The organism is Candidatus Accumulibacter sp. ACC005 (assembly GCF_907163215.1).
Classification (GTDB): Bacteria; Pseudomonadota; Gammaproteobacteria; order Burkholderiales; family Rhodocyclaceae; genus Accumulibacter; species Accumulibacter regalis.
Genome location: NZ_CAJQUB010000003.1, coordinates 25,728 through 41,668 on the forward strand (window position 1 = coordinate 25,728; position 15,941 = coordinate 41,668).

Consider the following 15,941-nt stretch of genomic DNA (forward strand, 5'->3'; position numbering starts at 1 on the left):
CGTGCGGCAGATTGGTCCGTAATAGGGGTTCGGGGAGTAACGGAACAGCGAACCGACTCAAGCGCCAGTCGTCACCAGCGGCGATCGGCGCCTTCCATGCACGCATCGCTTTCCAAGAAACAGTTGCGGTCATCCGCTTCGCTGGCGATGTCGCCCGGTAGTTCGTACATGGTCGGACAGAGGTCTTCATCGCTGCTGTAGGGCCCCTTCAGCTCGAGCTTTGCATCGCGCGGCTACCAGGTCAGCCAGCGCTGCACGAAGCGGTTGTCACGCCGGATCAGCCAGCGCCTGAACTCGTCACCGAGCAGGATCGCTGCCGCGAACGGCAATGCCAGCGAGATCTCGAACCAGCCGATCGGCGCGGTGCCGAAGAACGGCTGCAAGAACTCGATCTGTGAGATCGCCGCGAGCAGCCCGAGCTCCGCCGCGATACCCACCCAGATCAGCTGGTTGCGGAAGATGCCGGCGGACAGGATGCTCTGCCGGCGCGTGCGGCAGATCAGCACATCCGCCACCTGGCAGATCACCACCGCGGCAAAGAAGGAAGTCACCGCAGTCCGATAGAGCAAACCCGAGGTCGGTAGGTCGCCGCCCCACACCCAGCCGCCCTGATGCAGCACGACGAAGAACGCGAAGAAGCCGGCAGCGGCCTGCAGCATGCCCATGATGCCGTAGCTCATGGCCAGCAGCGGCCAGGTCAGCAGTCTTTCGTCGCGGCGGCGCGGCGGTTGTTTCATCACGTCGTGTTCCGGCGGCTCGCGTCCCAGCCCCAAGGCCGGCAACAGGTCGGTGCCCAGGTCGATGGTCAGGATCAGCACCACGGTCAGCGCCAGCGGCGCGTCGATCGCCACGAAGGCGATGAAGGGCAATATCTCGGGGACGTTGCTGGTCAGGATGTAGGCGATGAATTTCTTGATGTTGGAGAAGATCGTGCGCCCCTCCTCGATGGCCTGCACGATGCTGGCGAAGTTGTCGTCCATGAGCACCATGTCCGCTGCCTCTCTCGCTACCTCGGTACCCGATACGCCCATCGCCACGCCCATGTTGGCGTTCTTCAAGGCCGGTGAATCGTTCACGCCATCGCCGGTGACGGTGACCACCTCGCCCTTCTTCTGCAAGGCGGTGACAATCTGAAGCTTCTGCTGCGGCGTGCTGCGTGCAAATACCAGCTCGCGACTGTCCAGAAGAACGGAGAGTTCCTGCTCGCTGGTCTGCAGCAGGTCTTCGCCCACGACTACCTGACCGTCGCCGGTGAACAGACCGACCTGACGGGCGATGGACTCGGCAGTGGTGTGGTAGTCACCGGTGATCATGAAGACGCGTATGCCTGCGCTGCGGCACCTGTCGATCGCTTCGGCAATCTCCGGGCGCGGCGGATCGAGCATGCCCACCAATCCCAGATAGACGAAATCCTCTTCGCTGGCCGCATCGGCGTCGGTCGTCTTGCAGGCGAGCGCCAGCACCCGTTCGCCGCGCGCCGCCAGCACTTCGTACAGCGCCAGCGCCTTACCACGAGCCGAGTCATCGAATTCGACCCGCTCGCCCCGATGCAAACGATGCGTGCATTTCTTGAGTACGATCTCCGGCGCACCCTTCATGTAGGCGAGATTGGGCTGACCGTTGCCGGTTTTGTGCGTGGTGATCATGCGTCTGGTGGCGGAGTCGAACGGACTTTCGTGCACGCGCGGGAAACGCGCCGCCAGGTCGCCGATGGGCTGCAAACTTTGGGCCAGAAGCAGCAGTGCGCCCTCGGTCGGATCGCCCTGGTAGTGATGGTCGGTCAACCGCGCGTTGTTGCACAGCGCCATGACGGCCCAGGCATCGGCGAAACCTTCCTCTTGCGCGAGTCCACTCTGATCGGCCGACCATTCGCGTTCGCCCAGCACCAGCGTGGCGACCTTCATCCGGTTCTGCGTGATGGTGCCGGTCTTGTCGGTGCAGATCACCGTCGTCGAACCCAGCGTCTCGACCGCTTCCAGGTTCTTGATCAGCGCGTTCTTCTTGGCCATCCGTTTGGAGGCCATGGTCAGCGCCAGCGTCACCGTCGGCAACAGGCCTTCCGGAACGTTGGCCACGATGATGCCGATGGCGAAGATCAGACTGCCTATGAAGGGGTTGCCGAGAGCCACGCTGAGCGCGAAGAACAGTATGCCGAGCGCAATGGCGATGGTGGAGATGACGCGGATGAAATGGCGCAGCTCCTTGCGGATCGGCGTCTCCACCGTACCCGCCTCCTTGGTCAATTGCACGATCTGGCCGATCTGCGTGTTCATGCCGGTACCGTACACCAGCGCGCGCCCGTTGCCGCTTTGCACCAGCGTTCCGGAAAACACCATATTCCGGCTCTCTATCAGATTGTCATGGGTGCAGGACAGCTTGCGCAGTTGCGGTTCGCTCTCGCCGGTCAGGGAGGCATGGTCGACTTTGAGCTGATTTACCTCAATCAGTCGTCCGTCGGCCGGAACTCGGTCACCCTCTTCCAGCAGGATCACATCGCCAGGCACGAGGAGTCGTGCCTCGATGCGCGATGTCTGCCCATCGCGTTGTACCGTGATCATCTGCGGCAGCATGTTGCGAAAGCTCTCCATGATGCGTTCGCTCTGATGCTCCTGAATGTAGGTGAACAGCGCGTTGAGCAGGACCACCGCCAGCAGCGCGACACCGATGTAGAAGTTGCCTTCGCCGGGCTTGAGGTAATCGGCGAAGAAGGCCAGCCCCGCGCCGACGATCAGTAGCAGCGCGAAGAAGTTGGTGAACTGGCGCAGGAACTTGACGATCTCGGGCGTCTCTTTGCGTACCCGTAGTTCATTGCTACCGAACTCGACCAGTCGTTGCTTGGCCTCGGCCGAGCGCAAGCCCTCCGCTGTGCAGTGCAGACGCTGCTGCAACGCTTCCAGCGTGACGCGATGCTGGTCAGCAGGCGCTGTTGTGACTTGATGATGATTCACGATGCACCTCGCGGCTTGTATCGGGGTCGGGGTTGCGAGTGGCACACCGCAGCCGCAACCTTCGGCGTGTGTCTGACTCGCCAGTTCCTCATCTATGCGCGGCAGCAGCCGGAAAAAGCTGGGTGATTGCAGTAGGGCGTGACACCCTTGAATGGTCTCTTGGCTTGGTAAGCAGGGACTTCCCAAGAAGGGTTCGTTTGTTCAAGTTCCCCGAGGGGTTACCTGCCCTACATTACCCTGCGTGACCAGAAAACTATCAAACACCATCACGAGCAGTGACCGTTCTCAAATGAATCGGCTCCGGTGCTGCTCTCGCTCCATGGCGCAATCTCACGGACCAGCAAGGGCGTAGCCGCTTGTTCCTTGAGCATTTCGACGTTTCATCAATGGTTCAGCCATTGCTCGATCTTGTCGCGGCTGGGAATGCCCCCCGTATGCACGACCTTTCCGTCAAGCACGACAGCTGGCGTACTCATGACTCCGTAATTTGTGATGTCGCGTAGTTCTTCGATTTTTTGGATATCGACCGCTACGCCAGCAGCTTCTGCCACCTGTTCGATCAGCGCAATTGTATTCTTGCATTTGGCACAACCTGTGCCCAATACTTTAATCTCTTTCATCTCAATCTACCCTATAGCAACCAGTTGAAGACAAAGCCCACCAGCAGAATGCCGCTAGCGACGACGCCGATGAAGGTAACGATCAAGCGAATCTTGAGTACTTTGCGCAGGATGATCGCTTCCGGTAAAGACAGTGCAATCACGCTCATCATGAAGGCCAGGACAGTTCCCAGGGCGGCTCCCTTGGTCAGCAGTGCCTGGACGATCGGAATCACGCCGGCAGCATTGGTGTACATGGGTACACCGATAACTACCGCCAAAGGTACCGACCACCACGCTTCTTTGCCCATGAAGGAAGCCATGAATTCCTCCGGCACATAGCCGTGAATCAAGGCTCCAAGGCCGATGCCGACAAGGATGTATGGCCAGACTTTGCCGACAATCTCTCGTACCGCCGCAAAGCCACCTTCAATTCGCTCTGCCAACGTCACGCCGGAATCCTCGAATCGGGCCGAAGCCTTGGGCATGTCGCGCACCCAGTCTTCCAGATGGTCTTCCATCTTGAGCCGCCCGATGATCCAGCCCGCCACGATGGCCACGCTCAGGCCTAACCCGAGGTAGAGCAGCGCCACTTTCCAGCCAAACATGCCAAACAATAAGGTCAAGGCCACCTCGTTAACCATCGGCGCAGAAATGAGAAAGGAGAAGGTCACCCCTAGAGGCACACCGGCCTGGACGAATCCAATGAACAGCGGCACGGCGGAACAGGAGCAAAATGGCGTCACGATGCCCAGTGTGGCGGCCATCACGTTGGCTACACCCTCAGCTCTACCCGCAAGCAACGCACGCGTTCGTTCGGGGGTGAAGTAGCTGTTGATCATGCCCATGGCAAACACGACGCCGGTCAATAGCATCAACACCTTGGGTGTGTCGTAGAAGAAGAATTGCAGTGCGCCGCCGAGATGACTATCGCGCGCGACCGGAAACAGCGCGACCAAGGCCTCAGAGAACGGAATGAGGGTTTGGTACAAACCCCACCAGATCGCCGCTGCGGCGATAAGAAAGATTCGCGGGCTTTGTTGCGGCCAGCGTGCCACCAGTCCAGTCATTGCTTCTGCTCCATGTGCTTTTCCGGTACGTCAGTTGCGTCACCCGGGTGCTCTTCCTTTGAAGACGAACGACCTATCAAAAGGATTCAGGGAAATCGAGAGCTGGGCTTTTGGGCTGTGCCAGATTGGTGGTAGGTCCGTCACGCGACCTTCAGGGTGGGGGATTTTGAAGTGACCAAACGTGGGGGAATTTGACCGGCCACCGGGGTAGAGGTCCGCTTCGGTATCCTCGTTTTCATCTCACGTTCCTCCATGAAGCCTTAGAACCGCACTTCATGGCGTCCGTCTTATGGGCGCAAGCTCAGCGACGCGAGCGTGCGCAAGGCTGGACGCCACGACGGCGCGACGCCCTCATTGGGCCGCCTTGCGCCGGATCATTTCCGCCGCCAGCAAGGCTAACTGCTCTTCGACTTCGTGCTGCACGAAGGGGCCGCCGAAGGTCCGCGCGATCCCCGACGCCGGAACGATCTCGGCGTGGTAGCGAATCTCGGTGGCGCTTCCGGTTTCCGACAGTCGCATCTCGCTTTGAAAGCGCTTGGCATTTCCCGAGACTTGGATGGCGACAACCCGCTTCATCGGCTCGAGCTGTACTTCTCGCACGGAAGCGAAGGCGTAGGAAAAGATACCGTACCTTGCCGTACCCTTCTGCATGACGGTCACCGAGTTGCCATCGCGACGGACGATCTTGCTCAGGGTCAGGTTACTGAGAATGCCGACCATGTTGTCGAAGTCGGTGAGCACCGCCCATGCGGTAGGCAAGGGCACCGGAATGGCAAGCGTCGCGTCAACCAGGAAGGCCTCGTCGACCTTGTCGATGGCGACCCGAATTTCCGGCTCGGCGGCGAACGCCACGCAGTGGATGAGCAGCAGAAGGAAAACGGCGGCGCGGCGTAAATCGGGCATCGGCAGGTCACAACCCATGTCAATTCGAGACCCTGCAATGACTCGCAGCGGCGGCCCCACGTAGATTCGCGGACACGTTACCATCCTGCCTGCGAAAACCGCTCCGTGCATTGACCACCTGTTGAGTCGCCCTCATGTTCAGCAAAGACAGCATCGCCTTCCTCGACGATCTCGCCGCGAATAATAACCGGACCTGGTTCGAGGAGAACCGATCGCAATACGAGGCCCTCGTACGTGAGCCGGCACGGCAGTTCATCGCCGAGATGGCGCCGCTGCTCGAGACCTTTGCGCCGCAATTTCGCGCCGATCCGCGCAAGAGTGGCGGTTCGCTGATGCGCGTGTTTCGGGATACGCGCTTCTCTCGGGACAAGACGCCGTACAAGACCAACATCGGAATCCAGTTCCGCCACGCCACCGGCAAGGACGTCCATGCGCCTGGATTGTACGTCCACATCGCCAGCGATGAATGCTTCCTGGGGGTGGGCTGCTGGCATCCGGACGGCGATTCTCTTGCGCGCATCCGCGACTGGATTGCGCACAAGCCTGAACGCTGGTTTGCGGTACGCGACGAGAGTGGTTTCGTCGGCGAATGGACCCTGTCGGGCGAAAGCCTGACGCGGCCCCCGCGCGGCTACCCGGCCGATCACGAGGCGATAGAGGACCTCAAGCGGAAGGACTTTATCGCGATCGCCAACTTGTCGCCCGAGCAGGTGCTCGGCAAGGACTTCGCGAGCACGGCCGGCGCTCGCTTTGCCGCCGCCACACCGTTTCTCAAGTTCCTGTGCGATGCGCTGGCGGTCGAGTGCTGACGAGCAGCGCGCCTCTTGCCCCTGACCACTGCCTCTCGGCAGTGCCACGCGCAAGCGCGTCACCGGAGAGCGGCCTTTCAGCCCCTACTGGACGTTGATCACGCGCATGCCGAGCTGTTTGCCGCCGAGGCGATCGAGTACGCGCAGGCTGGCCTGGCGCGGGACGAAGCCGGCAGGCATCGGCAGGCTGCCGTGGGCGATGGCGTATTCGCCGACCTTGACACCGACCGGCCCGAGGGTCAAGGTCGTTTCGGTGCCGCCGGCAGTCTTGCCGGCGACGAGCAACTGCAGCACGCCGGCAAGCGGGGCGCCTTGCGCCTGCGGACGCGTGAACACGATGTCGTAGCCGAGGTTGTCGCCGTCGAGCGAGAAGCGCGCTGCCCGAATCTCGATCGCCCCGCCGCGCGGGTCGGGCGACAGCGTGGCGAGCAAGGCCTCGATGTCGTCGTGCTGCTGGCCGACCTGGTGCTGGCTGGCCGCCAGTTCGCCGGACAGGCGGTCGTGTTTGGCAAGCGCGTCTCCGAGCACCTGCGTGGCCTGGTCCAGTTCAGCGGCGAGACGCGAACGCTCCTGATCTGCGCCATCCAGGGCCGCGCGCAGGCGAATTGACTCGTCGGCCGACAGCCGCGGTGGCATGAGTTCCTGCTGCACGTAGAAAAAAGCCCCCGCGCCGATGGCCGCACCGAAGAGCAGCAGCCACAGCCAGTTCGGGATCATCCGGCGCGAGCGGCGCGATTCATAGCGATCGAAGACAACGGGTTTGGATCGTCCGAACATTGCGTATCGAGTTCTTGCGTTGGGAAGCGGCGAGCGTACTACTGTTCCGTGGCGGCGGGCAATGGCTGCTTTCGTGTCGTGACTGCGCGCCATGGCGGCCGAACGAGAAATGGCGGAAACTGTTTCCCTCGGTCCGACGCCGGTCAGGGTGAGAAAGCGCTTCGGCTTCCCCGGCGACGCTGGCGGCAGACCAGGCCCGCTTGCGATTCGCGTCGCCGGTGGCCGCCGATTTCATGGATGACTAGACTCAAGACTGCGATGACCATAATTCCCGTAAGCCTCATCGGCGTTCCCACCGACGTCGGCGCCGGAACACCCGGGGCGCGCATGGGGCCGGATGCGCTGCGCGTCGCGGGCATCGTTCAGGCGATCGCTCACTTTGGCGTCGAGGTCAGGGACTGCGGCAATCTGAGCGGTCCCGGCAATCCGGACCTGCCGGCGGTCAATGGTTTTCGCCACATGCGCGAAGTGGCGGCGTGGAACCGCAGCGTGCATGACGCGGTGCATGCCGAACTACACGCTGGGCGCCTGCCGATCATGCTCGGCGGTGACCACTGCCTGGCCATCGGTTCGATCAGCGCCGTCGCACGCCACTGTCGCGAGACGGGGAAAAGTCTGCGCGTGCTGTGGTTCGACGCGCACGCCGATTTCAACACCGCGAGCGTGACTCCCACTGGCAACATCCACGGGATGCCAGGCGCTTTCCTGTGCGGTTATGGACCATCGCTGCTGACCGAAATCGGCGGCCATGTACCGGCCATTCTGCCGCAGGACATTCGCCAGATCGGCATCCGCAGCGTCGACGACGGTGAAAAGCGCTTCCTGGCCGAGATTGGCATCGAAGTCTTCGACATGCGCTACGTCGACGAGGTCGGCATGCGCGAAACGATGGAGCAGGCGCTGGCCGGCGTGGCTTCGGATACCCACCTGCACGTCAGCCTCGACGTCGATTTCCTCGACCCTGAAATCGCGCCGGGGGTGGGGACGACGGTACGCGGGGGGCCGACCTATCGTGAGGCGCAACTGTGCATGGAAATGATCGCCGATACCGGGCGACTGCGCTCGCTCGACATCGTCGAGCTCAACCCGGCTCTCGATCTGCGCAACACGACCGCAGAACTGGCGGTGGACCTGGTCGAGAGCCTGTTCGGCAAGAGCACGCTGATGCGCCTGCACGGGTAGCCGAGGCGGGAGCAGGCTGCTTTGCCGCGGCTCGCCTGCACCGGCATCGTCGCGCTGCCATCAACGACGGCAAAGGTCCTCGAACACTGTTTTTTTTTCCTACAGCGAGCTCAAATGAATCCTTCGCCCAACCTGGACGGCCTGAGTCCTCAACGCCGTGCTTCGATGCTCGCCGCTGCCGGCGAGATTCGCGAGTGTTACCGCGTCCTCGAAAAGGCCGGCATCAATCTCGTCGGCGAGGTCCTGCGTGGGCAGGGCGAGTTTGTCGAACTCGAGCATTATCCGCGCGACGACGTTCTCGACCGCGAAACGCAGGCTCAGTACTACTACCATACGCATCGCGACGGCGAACTCGAACATGGCCATTTCCATCTCTTTCTGCGCGCTGGCGGCATGCCGCCGGACTGCCGTCCGCTCGACTACCCGCAGGCCACCGATACCTGGCCGGCGGGAGACGACGCGCTTGCTCACCTGGTGGCGATCTCCATGGACGCCTGGGGCTATCCGATCGGTTTCTTCTGCACCAACCGCTGGGTGACTGCGGAAGCGTGGTACCCCGCCGAGCAGACGATCGCCATGCTCGACCGCTTCGCCATCGACCATGCCTTCCCCAACTGGGCGGTCAATCGCTGGCTGACCGCGATGCTGCAGCTCTTCCGCCCACAGGTCGAGGCGCTGATCCGGCAGCGCGACGCGGTGGTCGCCGAGTGGCAGGCGAGTGCGCCGGGCGCGGACGTCTTCGAGGACCGCAACCTGGAGATCACCGGCTATCTTCCGATCGACGTCCAGGCGTTGACCTTGGCGCTTGAAGCCGCGGCAGGGCAATGAGCGGCGGCGCCGGTGGGCGCGGCGCACACGGGTGTGGGCGATCGGGACGCGCCGCTGGCCAGTTTCGTCGCTACTGCATTGGGTTGTAAGAATTGACGATCTCACGCGACTGTTAGAAGTATCACGGCCGTGCAATGCCGAGCGAAGTGTTTCGGAGCCGATTGCTGAGCGTTTTCGCGGTCGAGCGGGCGTTGGCGATCAGCGCTCGAGCGTGCCAGAGATTCATGAAATGAAGGATAATCTTGAGCTTTCCCAGGGACCCTTGCCGCCGTTTCGCCGTGCGGGCCGCGGTCATCGCCAACTTACTGCTTTCCCGCTGCACCGCGTGCAAACGCGCGGCGCCTGACGATTCACGACGCTTCGGAGAACACGCATGTTGACTTGCCGGGAGGTCACCCAATTACTTTCCGAGGAGCAGGATCGCCCATTGACGCTCGCCGAACGCCTGCGTCTGCGCGTGCATCTGGCGATGTGCCAGGGTTGTGCGAACTTCAAGAAGCAGATGAACTTCCTGCATGCGGCGTGCCGCCGGTTTGCCGGCGAGCCGGCCGGCAAGGAGCGTGGCGATTAGTTGCCGAAGTCGTTGCCCCGGCTGCGGTTCCTGGCGCTGGTCGGCTGGTGTCGCCGTTTCCTGATCAAGCGATGAGCGATGTGCGATGACGACACCGGACGACGAACGCCCCTTCCTGTCCTTGATTCTGCCGGTACTCAACGAGGCGCCTACGCTCGCCACGCAACTGGCGCAGCTGCAGTGCCTGCGTGCGCGCGGCGCCGAGCTGCTGGTCGTCGATGGTGGCAGCAGCGATGGCACGCTGGCGCTGGCCGCGGACGGCGCCGACCGGCTGCTCGACTCGCCGCGCGGGCGGGCGCTGCAGATGAACGCCGGTGCGCGTGCCAGTCGCGGCGAGGTGCTGCTCTTCGTGCATGCCGATACGACCCTGCCGCGCGATGCCGACGCGCTGATTCGCGCGGCGATCGTCGGCGGTGCGACTTGGGGACGCTTCGACGTGACCATCGCCAGCCGCCATCGCCTGCTGCGTATCGTCGCAGCGATGATGAACTGGCGCTCGCGGCTGACCGGGATCGCCACCGGCGATCAGGCGATCTTCGTTCGTCGCGAGGCCTTCCTGGCGGTCGGCGCTTTTCCCGAATTGGCGCTGATGGAGGACATCGCGCTCTGCAAGCGGCTCAAGGCCATCGCTTCGCCGGCGTGTCTGCGCGCCCGGGTGAGCACGTCCGGGCGGCGCTGGGAGAAGCATGGCGTGCTGCGCACCATCGTGCTGATGTGGCGTTTGCGGGCGAGCTATTTTCTTGGTGCCGACCCGGCGCAGCTGGCGCTTCGTTATGGCTATTCGCCACGCCAGCCCTGAGCCACGATCGACTGTGCTGCCTGCACTGGCCGTTTTTGCCCGAGCGCCGCAGGCGGGGGCCGCCAAGACCCGGCTGATTCCTGCCCTCGGCGCCGCCGGAGCGGCGCGCCTGCATCGCCGGCTGACTCTGCACGCGCTGGCGGTGGCCAGCCGCGCGGCGCTGGGCGGCGTCACCCTGTGGGTGGCGCCGGACGGCCGGCACCGCTTCTTTCGGGCGCTGCGTGATCGCTGCCGGGTCGAGCTTCGCGAGCAGGTTGGCGCTGACCTTGGTGCGCGCATGGCAGCGGCCTTCGCCGCCGAGGCCGGTTCCCTGCTGTTGATCGGGACCGATTGCCCGGCGCTGCAAGCGGAGCATCTCGCGGCGGCGGCCAGGGCGCTGGGCGAAGAGTCGCGGGAGGAGGGCAACGATGCGGTGTTCATCCCGGCCGAAGACGGCGGCTACGTACTGGTCGGTCTGCGTTGCCCGCAGCCGGGCCTTTTCACAGGCGTCGATTGGGGTAGCGAACGGGTAATGGTACAGACGCGGCAGCGGCTGTTGGCGCTGGGCCTGCGTTGGCGCGAGCTGCCGCCTCTCTGGGACGTCGATCGGCCGGCCGATCTGCCGCGGCTGGCGACGCTACGCGGCTTCACGGGCGACAGGGGAGCGACCCGCGAGCGGGTTTGACGCCGTGTTCGCCGCACATTGCCACAGAGTCGGCCGCCGCCAGCAGCCCTGCTGCCGGCGGTCGGCGTGCAGATCACTTACTGCATCTGCTGAATGCCGGCCAGTGTCCAGCCGCCCTTGCCGTGGCGCGGCTTGACCAGGTGCCATACCTCGTCGATGGCTTCGGCGGCGGCGTCCTTGTCTTCCCGAATCAGACCGGAGAAGCGGACGCTGACCACGTAGCGGCTGGCCTCTTCGGCGACGTCGAGCACTTCGGCTTCGATGGTCACGACGTCGGTCTCCTGCACCGCGTCGCCGCGCTCGGCGATGGCCATGCTGATCTCGGCAAACATCTCGGGAGTGGTGAACTCGCGGATGTCGTCGAGGTTGCCGGCGTCGTTCGCGGCCTGCAGTCGAATGAAGCTGACCTTGGCGTTGCGCACGAAGCCGGCGGCGTCGAAATCGAGCGGGATGTTGGCGCTGCTGGCGAGCCGCGCTGCGCCGGGGGCCGCGGTGGTCGAGTCGCCGGCAAAGGAGGTGGAGGTCGCCGAGGAGGGCAGCATCGGCGATTCATCGAGGCCCCGGTTGTTGGGCGCGTTGCCGCTGCCGGCCGCAGCGTACTGCAGTCCTCCCGACCCACCGGCTCCGGCCTGTCGGGCGGCGGCACGGCGGCGCATGATGAAGGCGACGACCAGCACCGCGGCCATCACCAGCAGGCCGATCATCAGCATCGAGGCAAGTTCCTCACCGAAGCCGAGGTGCGAAGCCAGCGCTGCCAGTCCGAGACCGGCGGCGAGACCGGCGAGCGGACCCATCCACGAGCGCTTGGGCTGCGCTTGCGGCGCAGCGGCTGCTGCCGGCGCCTTGGCGGCACCGGGTGCCCCGGCGGCGGACTTGTCGGCGCTGATCGAATCGCGCTGCATGCCCGATGATTTGCCGGCGCCGAGGCGCTTGCCAGCGGCGTCGGCATCGCCGACACTCAGCGTCAGGCCGAGAGCCAGCACGGCGGCCAGCAAAGAGAAGGTTTTCATGGTCGTTCCTTGAATCCGGATGGAAGAGAGAGCCACCATAGACCGAGGGAAGGCGACATAAAAGCAGAATTATTTACACTGACACTTCGAAAATAATGAAGTGTTTGCGGGCTTCCGCGGAGCGGCTCAGGAGTCCTTGCCCGGCGACCGCGAGCGGGCGCGGGAGGCTGCCGGCTGAAGCGATGTCTGTGCCTGCTCCTGCGGAGCCTTGCTCGAGCGTCGTGGCGCACGCGTCGTGGCGCCGAAAACCTGATCGCGGGCCACCTGAATGATGGCAACGATGGCCGGATGGCTCAAGCGACGCTCGGTGGTGATCGCGAAAAGCTGTTCGGCGATCGAATCGATGCGCCCGACGGCGCGCACGCGATACTGATCGCTGACGAAGGCAGCGATTGCCGTCGGGGCGACGAAAAGGCCGGCTCCGGCCTGCCCGAAGGACTTCAGCAGCGCGCTGTCGTCGAATTCGCCGACGATGCGCGGATGCAGGCGAGAGCCTTCGAACCACTGCTCGAGCCGCAAGCGGATCGCCACGTCGTCGCCGGGCATCAGGAAGGGGGCGCCGTTAAGCATCTCCGGGAAGCTTGCGTCGAGTTTGGCGAGCAAAGCCGGCGCGGCGAAGACGGTGAGGTCGCTCTCGCCCAGCGGGTGGCTGTAGCCACGGACATTGAGATTTGCCGGCATCGGTCGGTCGGCGATGACCATGTCCAGACGATGCACGGCGAGGTCGGCGAGCAGGCCGGTCAGGCGCCCTTCACGGCAGATCAGGCGCACTGCCTCGGGCAGATGCAGGACCGGCTCGACCAGCCGCAGGGCAACCGACTTGGGCACCGAATCGGCAATTCCGACGGCGAAAGGCAGGCTCTGGGTCATCGTCTGGTCGCGAGCGACCTCGAGCAGCTCGTCACCGATGGCAAAGATCTCCTCGGCGTAGCTGAGGATGCGCCGCCCCGCGTCGGTCAGTTCCAGGCCGCGGCCGGCGCGGCGAAACAGCTCGACGCCGAGTGAATCCTCCAGCTCGCGCAACTGGCCACTGACCGCCTGCGGCGTCAGGTGCAGCTGTTCGCAGGCGCGAGCGATGGCGCCGCACTTGGCGACCATCCAGAAGTAACGCAGGTGCTTGTAGTTGAGCGAGGCCACGGCGATTAGAGGAGAGTGGCAACAAAAATCGATCTGTCGCGACAGTATATTCGATTAGTCGGATGTCTCGTTATATCCTAGACTGCCCCTTCCGATCAATGCACGCGAGGAGCGCTTTCATGCACATCGTTACCCGAGCCAGGGGTTTTGATCTCAGCGAGGAGGTCCGTGAGCACGTCCGGCGGCGCCTCGGCTTTTCGCTCGACTGGGCGTACGACCGCGTCATCAGTGTCCTGGTCGTTCTTTCCGATGTCAACGGGCCGCGTGGTGGCAAGGACAAGCGCTGCCGCATTCAGGTCGCCGTCACCGGGGCGGCCGACGTGCTCATCGACGACACGCAGGCCGACCTCTACGTAGCCATCGACCGGGCTGTCGACCGCGCCGGGCGGACGCTGGCCCGCCACGTCGCGCGCCAGCGCCAGCGTCAGCCTGGCCGTACCAGCGAAGCCCGTGCAGTGCTGCTTGCCGGCGCCCAGCCAGACGTCGCCGCAACGACGGTTTGAGCCGCGTGCGACATGACAGCCGCGGCTTGAAATCCCTTTCCTACAGGAGTTCAGAATGAGTACCTTCAAAATACAAACGGCGACCGGTGTTGCGCAGAGCAGCAGCGAGTCGGTCCGGACCACCAATACGGTGATCCGCAACACCTATCTGCTGCTGTCGATGACCCTTCTTTTCGCGGCCCTTACCGCGGGCGTCGCGGTCGCCTTGAGGCTCCCTCATCCCGGGCTGATCGTCACCCTGCTCGGCTATTTTGGTCTGCTTTTCCTCACCAACCGGCTGCGCAACAGTGGCTGGGGCGTGGCTTCGGTGTTCGCCCTGACCGGTTTCATGGGCTACACCCTGGGGCCGATCGTCGGCCACTACCTTGGCCTGCCCAACGGTGGCCAGACGGTGATGATGGCGATGGCCGGAACAGCGACGATCTTCGTCGGTCTGTCGGGCTACGCGCTGACCACGCGCAAGGACTTCAGCTTCATGGGCGGCTTCCTGATGGTCGGCGTCCTGCTCGCTTTCCTGGCCGGTCTGGGGGCGATCTTCTTCGAAATCCCGGCGCTGTCGCTGACCGTCTCGGCGGCCTTCGTGCTGTTGATGTCGGGGCTGATCCTCTACGAAACCTCGAACATCATCCACGGCGGTGAAACCAACTACGTGATGGCCACGGTGACCCTCTTCGTCGCCATCTTCAATCTCTTCACCAGCCTCCTGCACCTGCTCGGCTTTATGAACGGTGACGATTGAGCCGGGGCGTGGGTAGGCCGGGGTGGTCCATCTGTGCTGACTGAAGCAGGCGGCGTGGGCAGCGCGCTTTCCTTGTCGCTACCCGCGCGGCCATCGCTGTTCGGCAGGGCTGCCGCAAGTCCCTGCTGGCCACCCTGGGTGGCCAGTTGCGCTGAGCGTGGCGCGTCGGGGTAGGCCAAAGTTCGCTATAATCGGCCGCGAACCGTTCTCATCTCGTCACCTCTTCTCGCCGCCACAGGCAGGCCCCAGGGAGCCTCTCCCATGCGCAATGAATCGCTGACCCCGGAGGCAGTTCCGGATTCGCTGGTCGGCTTCACCCCGCCGACATCGCCGGCGAACTCGCCCCATGCCGACGGGACGCTGGTAGACAGGTACGGGCGCCACGTGACCTACGTTCGCCTGTCGATTACCGACCGTTGCGACTTTCGTTGCAGCTACTGCATGGCCGAGGAGATGACTTTCCTGCCACGGGCGCAGGTGCTTACGCTCGAGGAATGCCTGCGCCTGGCCAGTACCTTCGTCGATCTCGGGGTGACCAAGCTGCGCGTCACCGGCGGTGAGCCGCTGGTTCGCCGGAACGTGATCTGGCTGCTCGAACGGCTCGCCGTGCTGCCGGGATTGAAGGAGCTGGTGCTCACCACCAACGGCTCGCAGCTCGATCGCTTCGCGCCGGCCTTGCGGGCTGCCGGCGTCGCACGCATCAACATCAGTCTCGACACCCTGCGTGCCGACCGCTTCAGAGCAATCACCCGTGTCGGCGACCTGGCCAAGGTGCTACACGGTCTCGATGCAGCGCAGGCGGCCGGTTTCGAGCGCCTAAAGCTGAACACGGTCATGATGCGCGGCAGCAACGACGACGAGTTTCCGGCGATGGTCGGGTTCGCCGTCGAGCGCGGAATCGATATTTCCTTCATCGAGGAAATGCCGCTCGGCGAAATCGGCCATGGCCGCCAGTCGACCTACATCAGCAGCGAGGAAGCGATGGCCCGACTGGCTGAACACTTCGTGCTCGTGCCTTCCACCGAGAGCTCCGGCGGCCCGGCACGCTACTGGCGGATTCCGGGGTCCGCGACGCGGGTCGGCTTCATCTCGCCGCACAGTCACAACTTCTGCGACAGCTGCAACCGCGTGCGCATCACCGCGCGCGGCGAACTCTACCCCTGCCTGGGCAACAACGACGCCAGTCAATTGCTGCCCCTGCTGCGCGCGCATCCGACCGATGACCGCCCGCTGCGCGCGGCGATCATCCACAGCATGGGCATCAAGGCCAAGGGCCACGACTTCAGTAATCAGATGGACGCCCCGCAGGTGGTGCGCTTCATGTCCATGACCGGCGGCTGAACGCGGCTCGCCGCGTGCCCTGGCCCGTTTGCCGCGAGCGTCGCCGAGCCCAAGCACCGCC

Annotated in this window: 16 protein-coding genes; 9 read left to right on the top strand and 7 right to left on the bottom strand. The window is 63.9% G+C overall.

What is annotated here, in order from left to right:
• Positions 1-233: 233 nt before the first annotated feature.
• The 4 genes from QZ613_RS02630 to QZ613_RS02645 form a co-directional block, all read right to left on the bottom strand.
• Complete coding sequence (locus tag QZ613_RS02630) at positions 234-2,948, bottom strand: HAD-IC family P-type ATPase (protein WP_291981435.1); 2,715 nt, start codon at positions 2,946-2,948, stop codon at positions 234-236.
• Positions 2,949-3,331: 383 nt separating this feature from the next.
• Positions 3,332-3,568, bottom strand: coding sequence for a thioredoxin family protein (locus QZ613_RS02635; RefSeq protein WP_043567839.1), 237 nt, complete (start codon positions 3,566-3,568; stop codon positions 3,332-3,334).
• 11 nt (positions 3,569-3,579) lie between these two features.
• Positions 3,580-4,617, bottom strand: a complete 1,038-nt coding sequence (locus tag QZ613_RS02640) for a permease (RefSeq protein WP_043567837.1) — start codon at positions 4,615-4,617, stop codon at positions 3,580-3,582.
• A gap of 351 nt (positions 4,618-4,968) precedes the next feature.
• Positions 4,969-5,520, bottom strand: coding sequence for an SRPBCC family protein (locus QZ613_RS02645; RefSeq protein ID WP_291863753.1), 552 nt, complete (start codon positions 5,518-5,520; stop codon positions 4,969-4,971).
• A gap of 134 nt (positions 5,521-5,654) precedes the next feature.
• Between QZ613_RS02645 and QZ613_RS02650 the strand changes: the two genes are divergently transcribed.
• Positions 5,655-6,329 carry a DUF2461 domain-containing protein gene (locus QZ613_RS02650; protein ID WP_291981437.1) on the top strand — a complete coding sequence of 225 codons (675 nt, stop codon included), beginning with the start codon at positions 5,655-5,657 and terminating at the stop codon, positions 6,327-6,329.
• A gap of 84 nt (positions 6,330-6,413) precedes the next feature.
• Here QZ613_RS02650 and QZ613_RS02655 read toward each other — a convergent pair whose 3' ends face one another.
• Positions 6,414-7,106 (bottom strand): hypothetical protein, encoded by a 693-nt coding sequence (locus QZ613_RS02655; protein ID WP_291863751.1) that lies wholly within the window; start codon positions 7,104-7,106, stop codon positions 6,414-6,416.
• A 258-nt stretch (positions 7,107-7,364) separates the two neighbouring features.
• Between QZ613_RS02655 and rocF the strand changes: the two genes are divergently transcribed.
• The 5 genes from rocF to QZ613_RS02680 all read left to right on the top strand — a co-directional run bounded on the left by rocF (position 7,365) and on the right by QZ613_RS02680 (position 11,150).
• Positions 7,365-8,288, top strand: coding sequence for an arginase (gene rocF / locus QZ613_RS02660; protein ID WP_043567829.1), 924 nt, complete (start codon positions 7,365-7,367; stop codon positions 8,286-8,288).
• Positions 8,289-8,402: 114 nt separating this feature from the next.
• Positions 8,403-9,116: a hypothetical protein gene (locus QZ613_RS02665; protein ID WP_043567871.1), complete on the top strand. Its 714-nt coding sequence runs from the start codon at positions 8,403-8,405 to the stop codon at positions 9,114-9,116.
• A gap of 373 nt (positions 9,117-9,489) precedes the next feature.
• The gene (locus QZ613_RS02670; protein WP_043567827.1) at positions 9,490-9,687 is read left to right on the top strand and encodes a zf-HC2 domain-containing protein; all 198 of its coding nucleotides are present in this window, start codon (positions 9,490-9,492) and stop codon (positions 9,685-9,687) included.
• A gap of 85 nt (positions 9,688-9,772) precedes the next feature.
• The gene (locus QZ613_RS02675; RefSeq protein ID WP_043567825.1) at positions 9,773-10,486 is read left to right on the top strand and encodes a TIGR04283 family arsenosugar biosynthesis glycosyltransferase; all 714 of its coding nucleotides are present in this window, start codon (positions 9,773-9,775) and stop codon (positions 10,484-10,486) included.
• A gap of 13 nt (positions 10,487-10,499) precedes the next feature.
• On the top strand, positions 10,500-11,150 hold the full coding sequence (locus QZ613_RS02680; protein WP_324593440.1) for a TIGR04282 family arsenosugar biosynthesis glycosyltransferase: 651 nt from the start codon (positions 10,500-10,502) through the stop codon (positions 11,148-11,150).
• A 77-nt stretch (positions 11,151-11,227) separates the two neighbouring features.
• On the opposite strand, the gene QZ613_RS02685 is transcribed toward QZ613_RS02680, so the two are convergent.
• On the bottom strand, positions 11,228-12,160 hold the full coding sequence (locus tag QZ613_RS02685; RefSeq protein WP_043567820.1) for a Tim44-like domain-containing protein: 933 nt from the start codon (positions 12,158-12,160) through the stop codon (positions 11,228-11,230).
• Positions 12,161-12,286: 126 nt separating this feature from the next.
• Positions 12,287-13,297: a transcriptional activator NhaR gene (gene nhaR, locus QZ613_RS02690; protein WP_291863745.1), complete on the bottom strand. Its 1,011-nt coding sequence runs from the start codon at positions 13,295-13,297 to the stop codon at positions 12,287-12,289.
• Between the two features lie 119 nt (positions 13,298-13,416).
• On the opposite strand from nhaR, the gene QZ613_RS02695 reads away from it, so the two are divergent.
• The 3 genes from QZ613_RS02695 to moaA all read left to right on the top strand — a co-directional run bounded on the left by QZ613_RS02695 (position 13,417) and on the right by moaA (position 15,880).
• Positions 13,417-13,800: an HPF/RaiA family ribosome-associated protein gene (locus QZ613_RS02695; RefSeq protein ID WP_043567816.1), complete on the top strand. Its 384-nt coding sequence runs from the start codon at positions 13,417-13,419 to the stop codon at positions 13,798-13,800.
• A gap of 55 nt (positions 13,801-13,855) precedes the next feature.
• Positions 13,856-14,539, top strand: a complete 684-nt coding sequence (locus tag QZ613_RS02700; protein WP_043567814.1) for a Bax inhibitor-1/YccA family protein — start codon at positions 13,856-13,858, stop codon at positions 14,537-14,539.
• A 261-nt stretch (positions 14,540-14,800) separates the two neighbouring features.
• Positions 14,801-15,880, top strand: coding sequence for a GTP 3',8-cyclase MoaA (gene moaA, locus QZ613_RS02705; protein ID WP_291863742.1), 1,080 nt, complete (start codon positions 14,801-14,803; stop codon positions 15,878-15,880).
• Positions 15,881-15,941 lie beyond the last annotated feature (61 nt).

Bases quoted from the DNA above. Each gene is read 5' to 3' on its own strand.
- QZ613_RS02635 (WP_043567839.1), bottom strand. From the start codon at position 3,568: ATGAAAGAGATTAAAGTATTGGGCACAGGTTGTGCCAAATGCAAGAAT.
- QZ613_RS02640 (WP_043567837.1), bottom strand. From the start codon at position 4,617: ATGACTGGACTGGTGGCACGCTGGCCGCAACAAAGCCCGCGAATCTTT.
- QZ613_RS02645 (WP_291863753.1), bottom strand. From the start codon at position 5,520: ATGCCCGATTTACGCCGCGCCGCCGTTTTCCTTCTGCTGCTCATCCAC.
- QZ613_RS02650 (WP_291981437.1), top strand. From the start codon at position 5,655: ATGTTCAGCAAAGACAGCATCGCCTTCCTCGACGATCTCGCCGCGAAT.
- QZ613_RS02655 (WP_291863751.1), bottom strand. From the start codon at position 7,106: ATGTTCGGACGATCCAAACCCGTTGTCTTCGATCGCTATGAATCGCGC.
- rocF (WP_043567829.1), top strand. From the start codon at position 7,365: ATGACCATAATTCCCGTAAGCCTCATCGGCGTTCCCACCGACGTCGGC.
- QZ613_RS02665 (WP_043567871.1), top strand. From the start codon at position 8,403: ATGAATCCTTCGCCCAACCTGGACGGCCTGAGTCCTCAACGCCGTGCT.
- QZ613_RS02670 (WP_043567827.1), top strand. From the start codon at position 9,490: ATGTTGACTTGCCGGGAGGTCACCCAATTACTTTCCGAGGAGCAGGAT.
- QZ613_RS02675 (WP_043567825.1), top strand. From the start codon at position 9,773: ATGACGACACCGGACGACGAACGCCCCTTCCTGTCCTTGATTCTGCCG.
- QZ613_RS02685 (WP_043567820.1), bottom strand. From the start codon at position 12,160: ATGAAAACCTTCTCTTTGCTGGCCGCCGTGCTGGCTCTCGGCCTGACG.
- QZ613_RS02695 (WP_043567816.1), top strand. From the start codon at position 13,417: ATGCACATCGTTACCCGAGCCAGGGGTTTTGATCTCAGCGAGGAGGTC.
- QZ613_RS02700 (WP_043567814.1), top strand. From the start codon at position 13,856: ATGAGTACCTTCAAAATACAAACGGCGACCGGTGTTGCGCAGAGCAGC.
- moaA (WP_291863742.1), top strand. From the start codon at position 14,801: ATGCGCAATGAATCGCTGACCCCGGAGGCAGTTCCGGATTCGCTGGTC.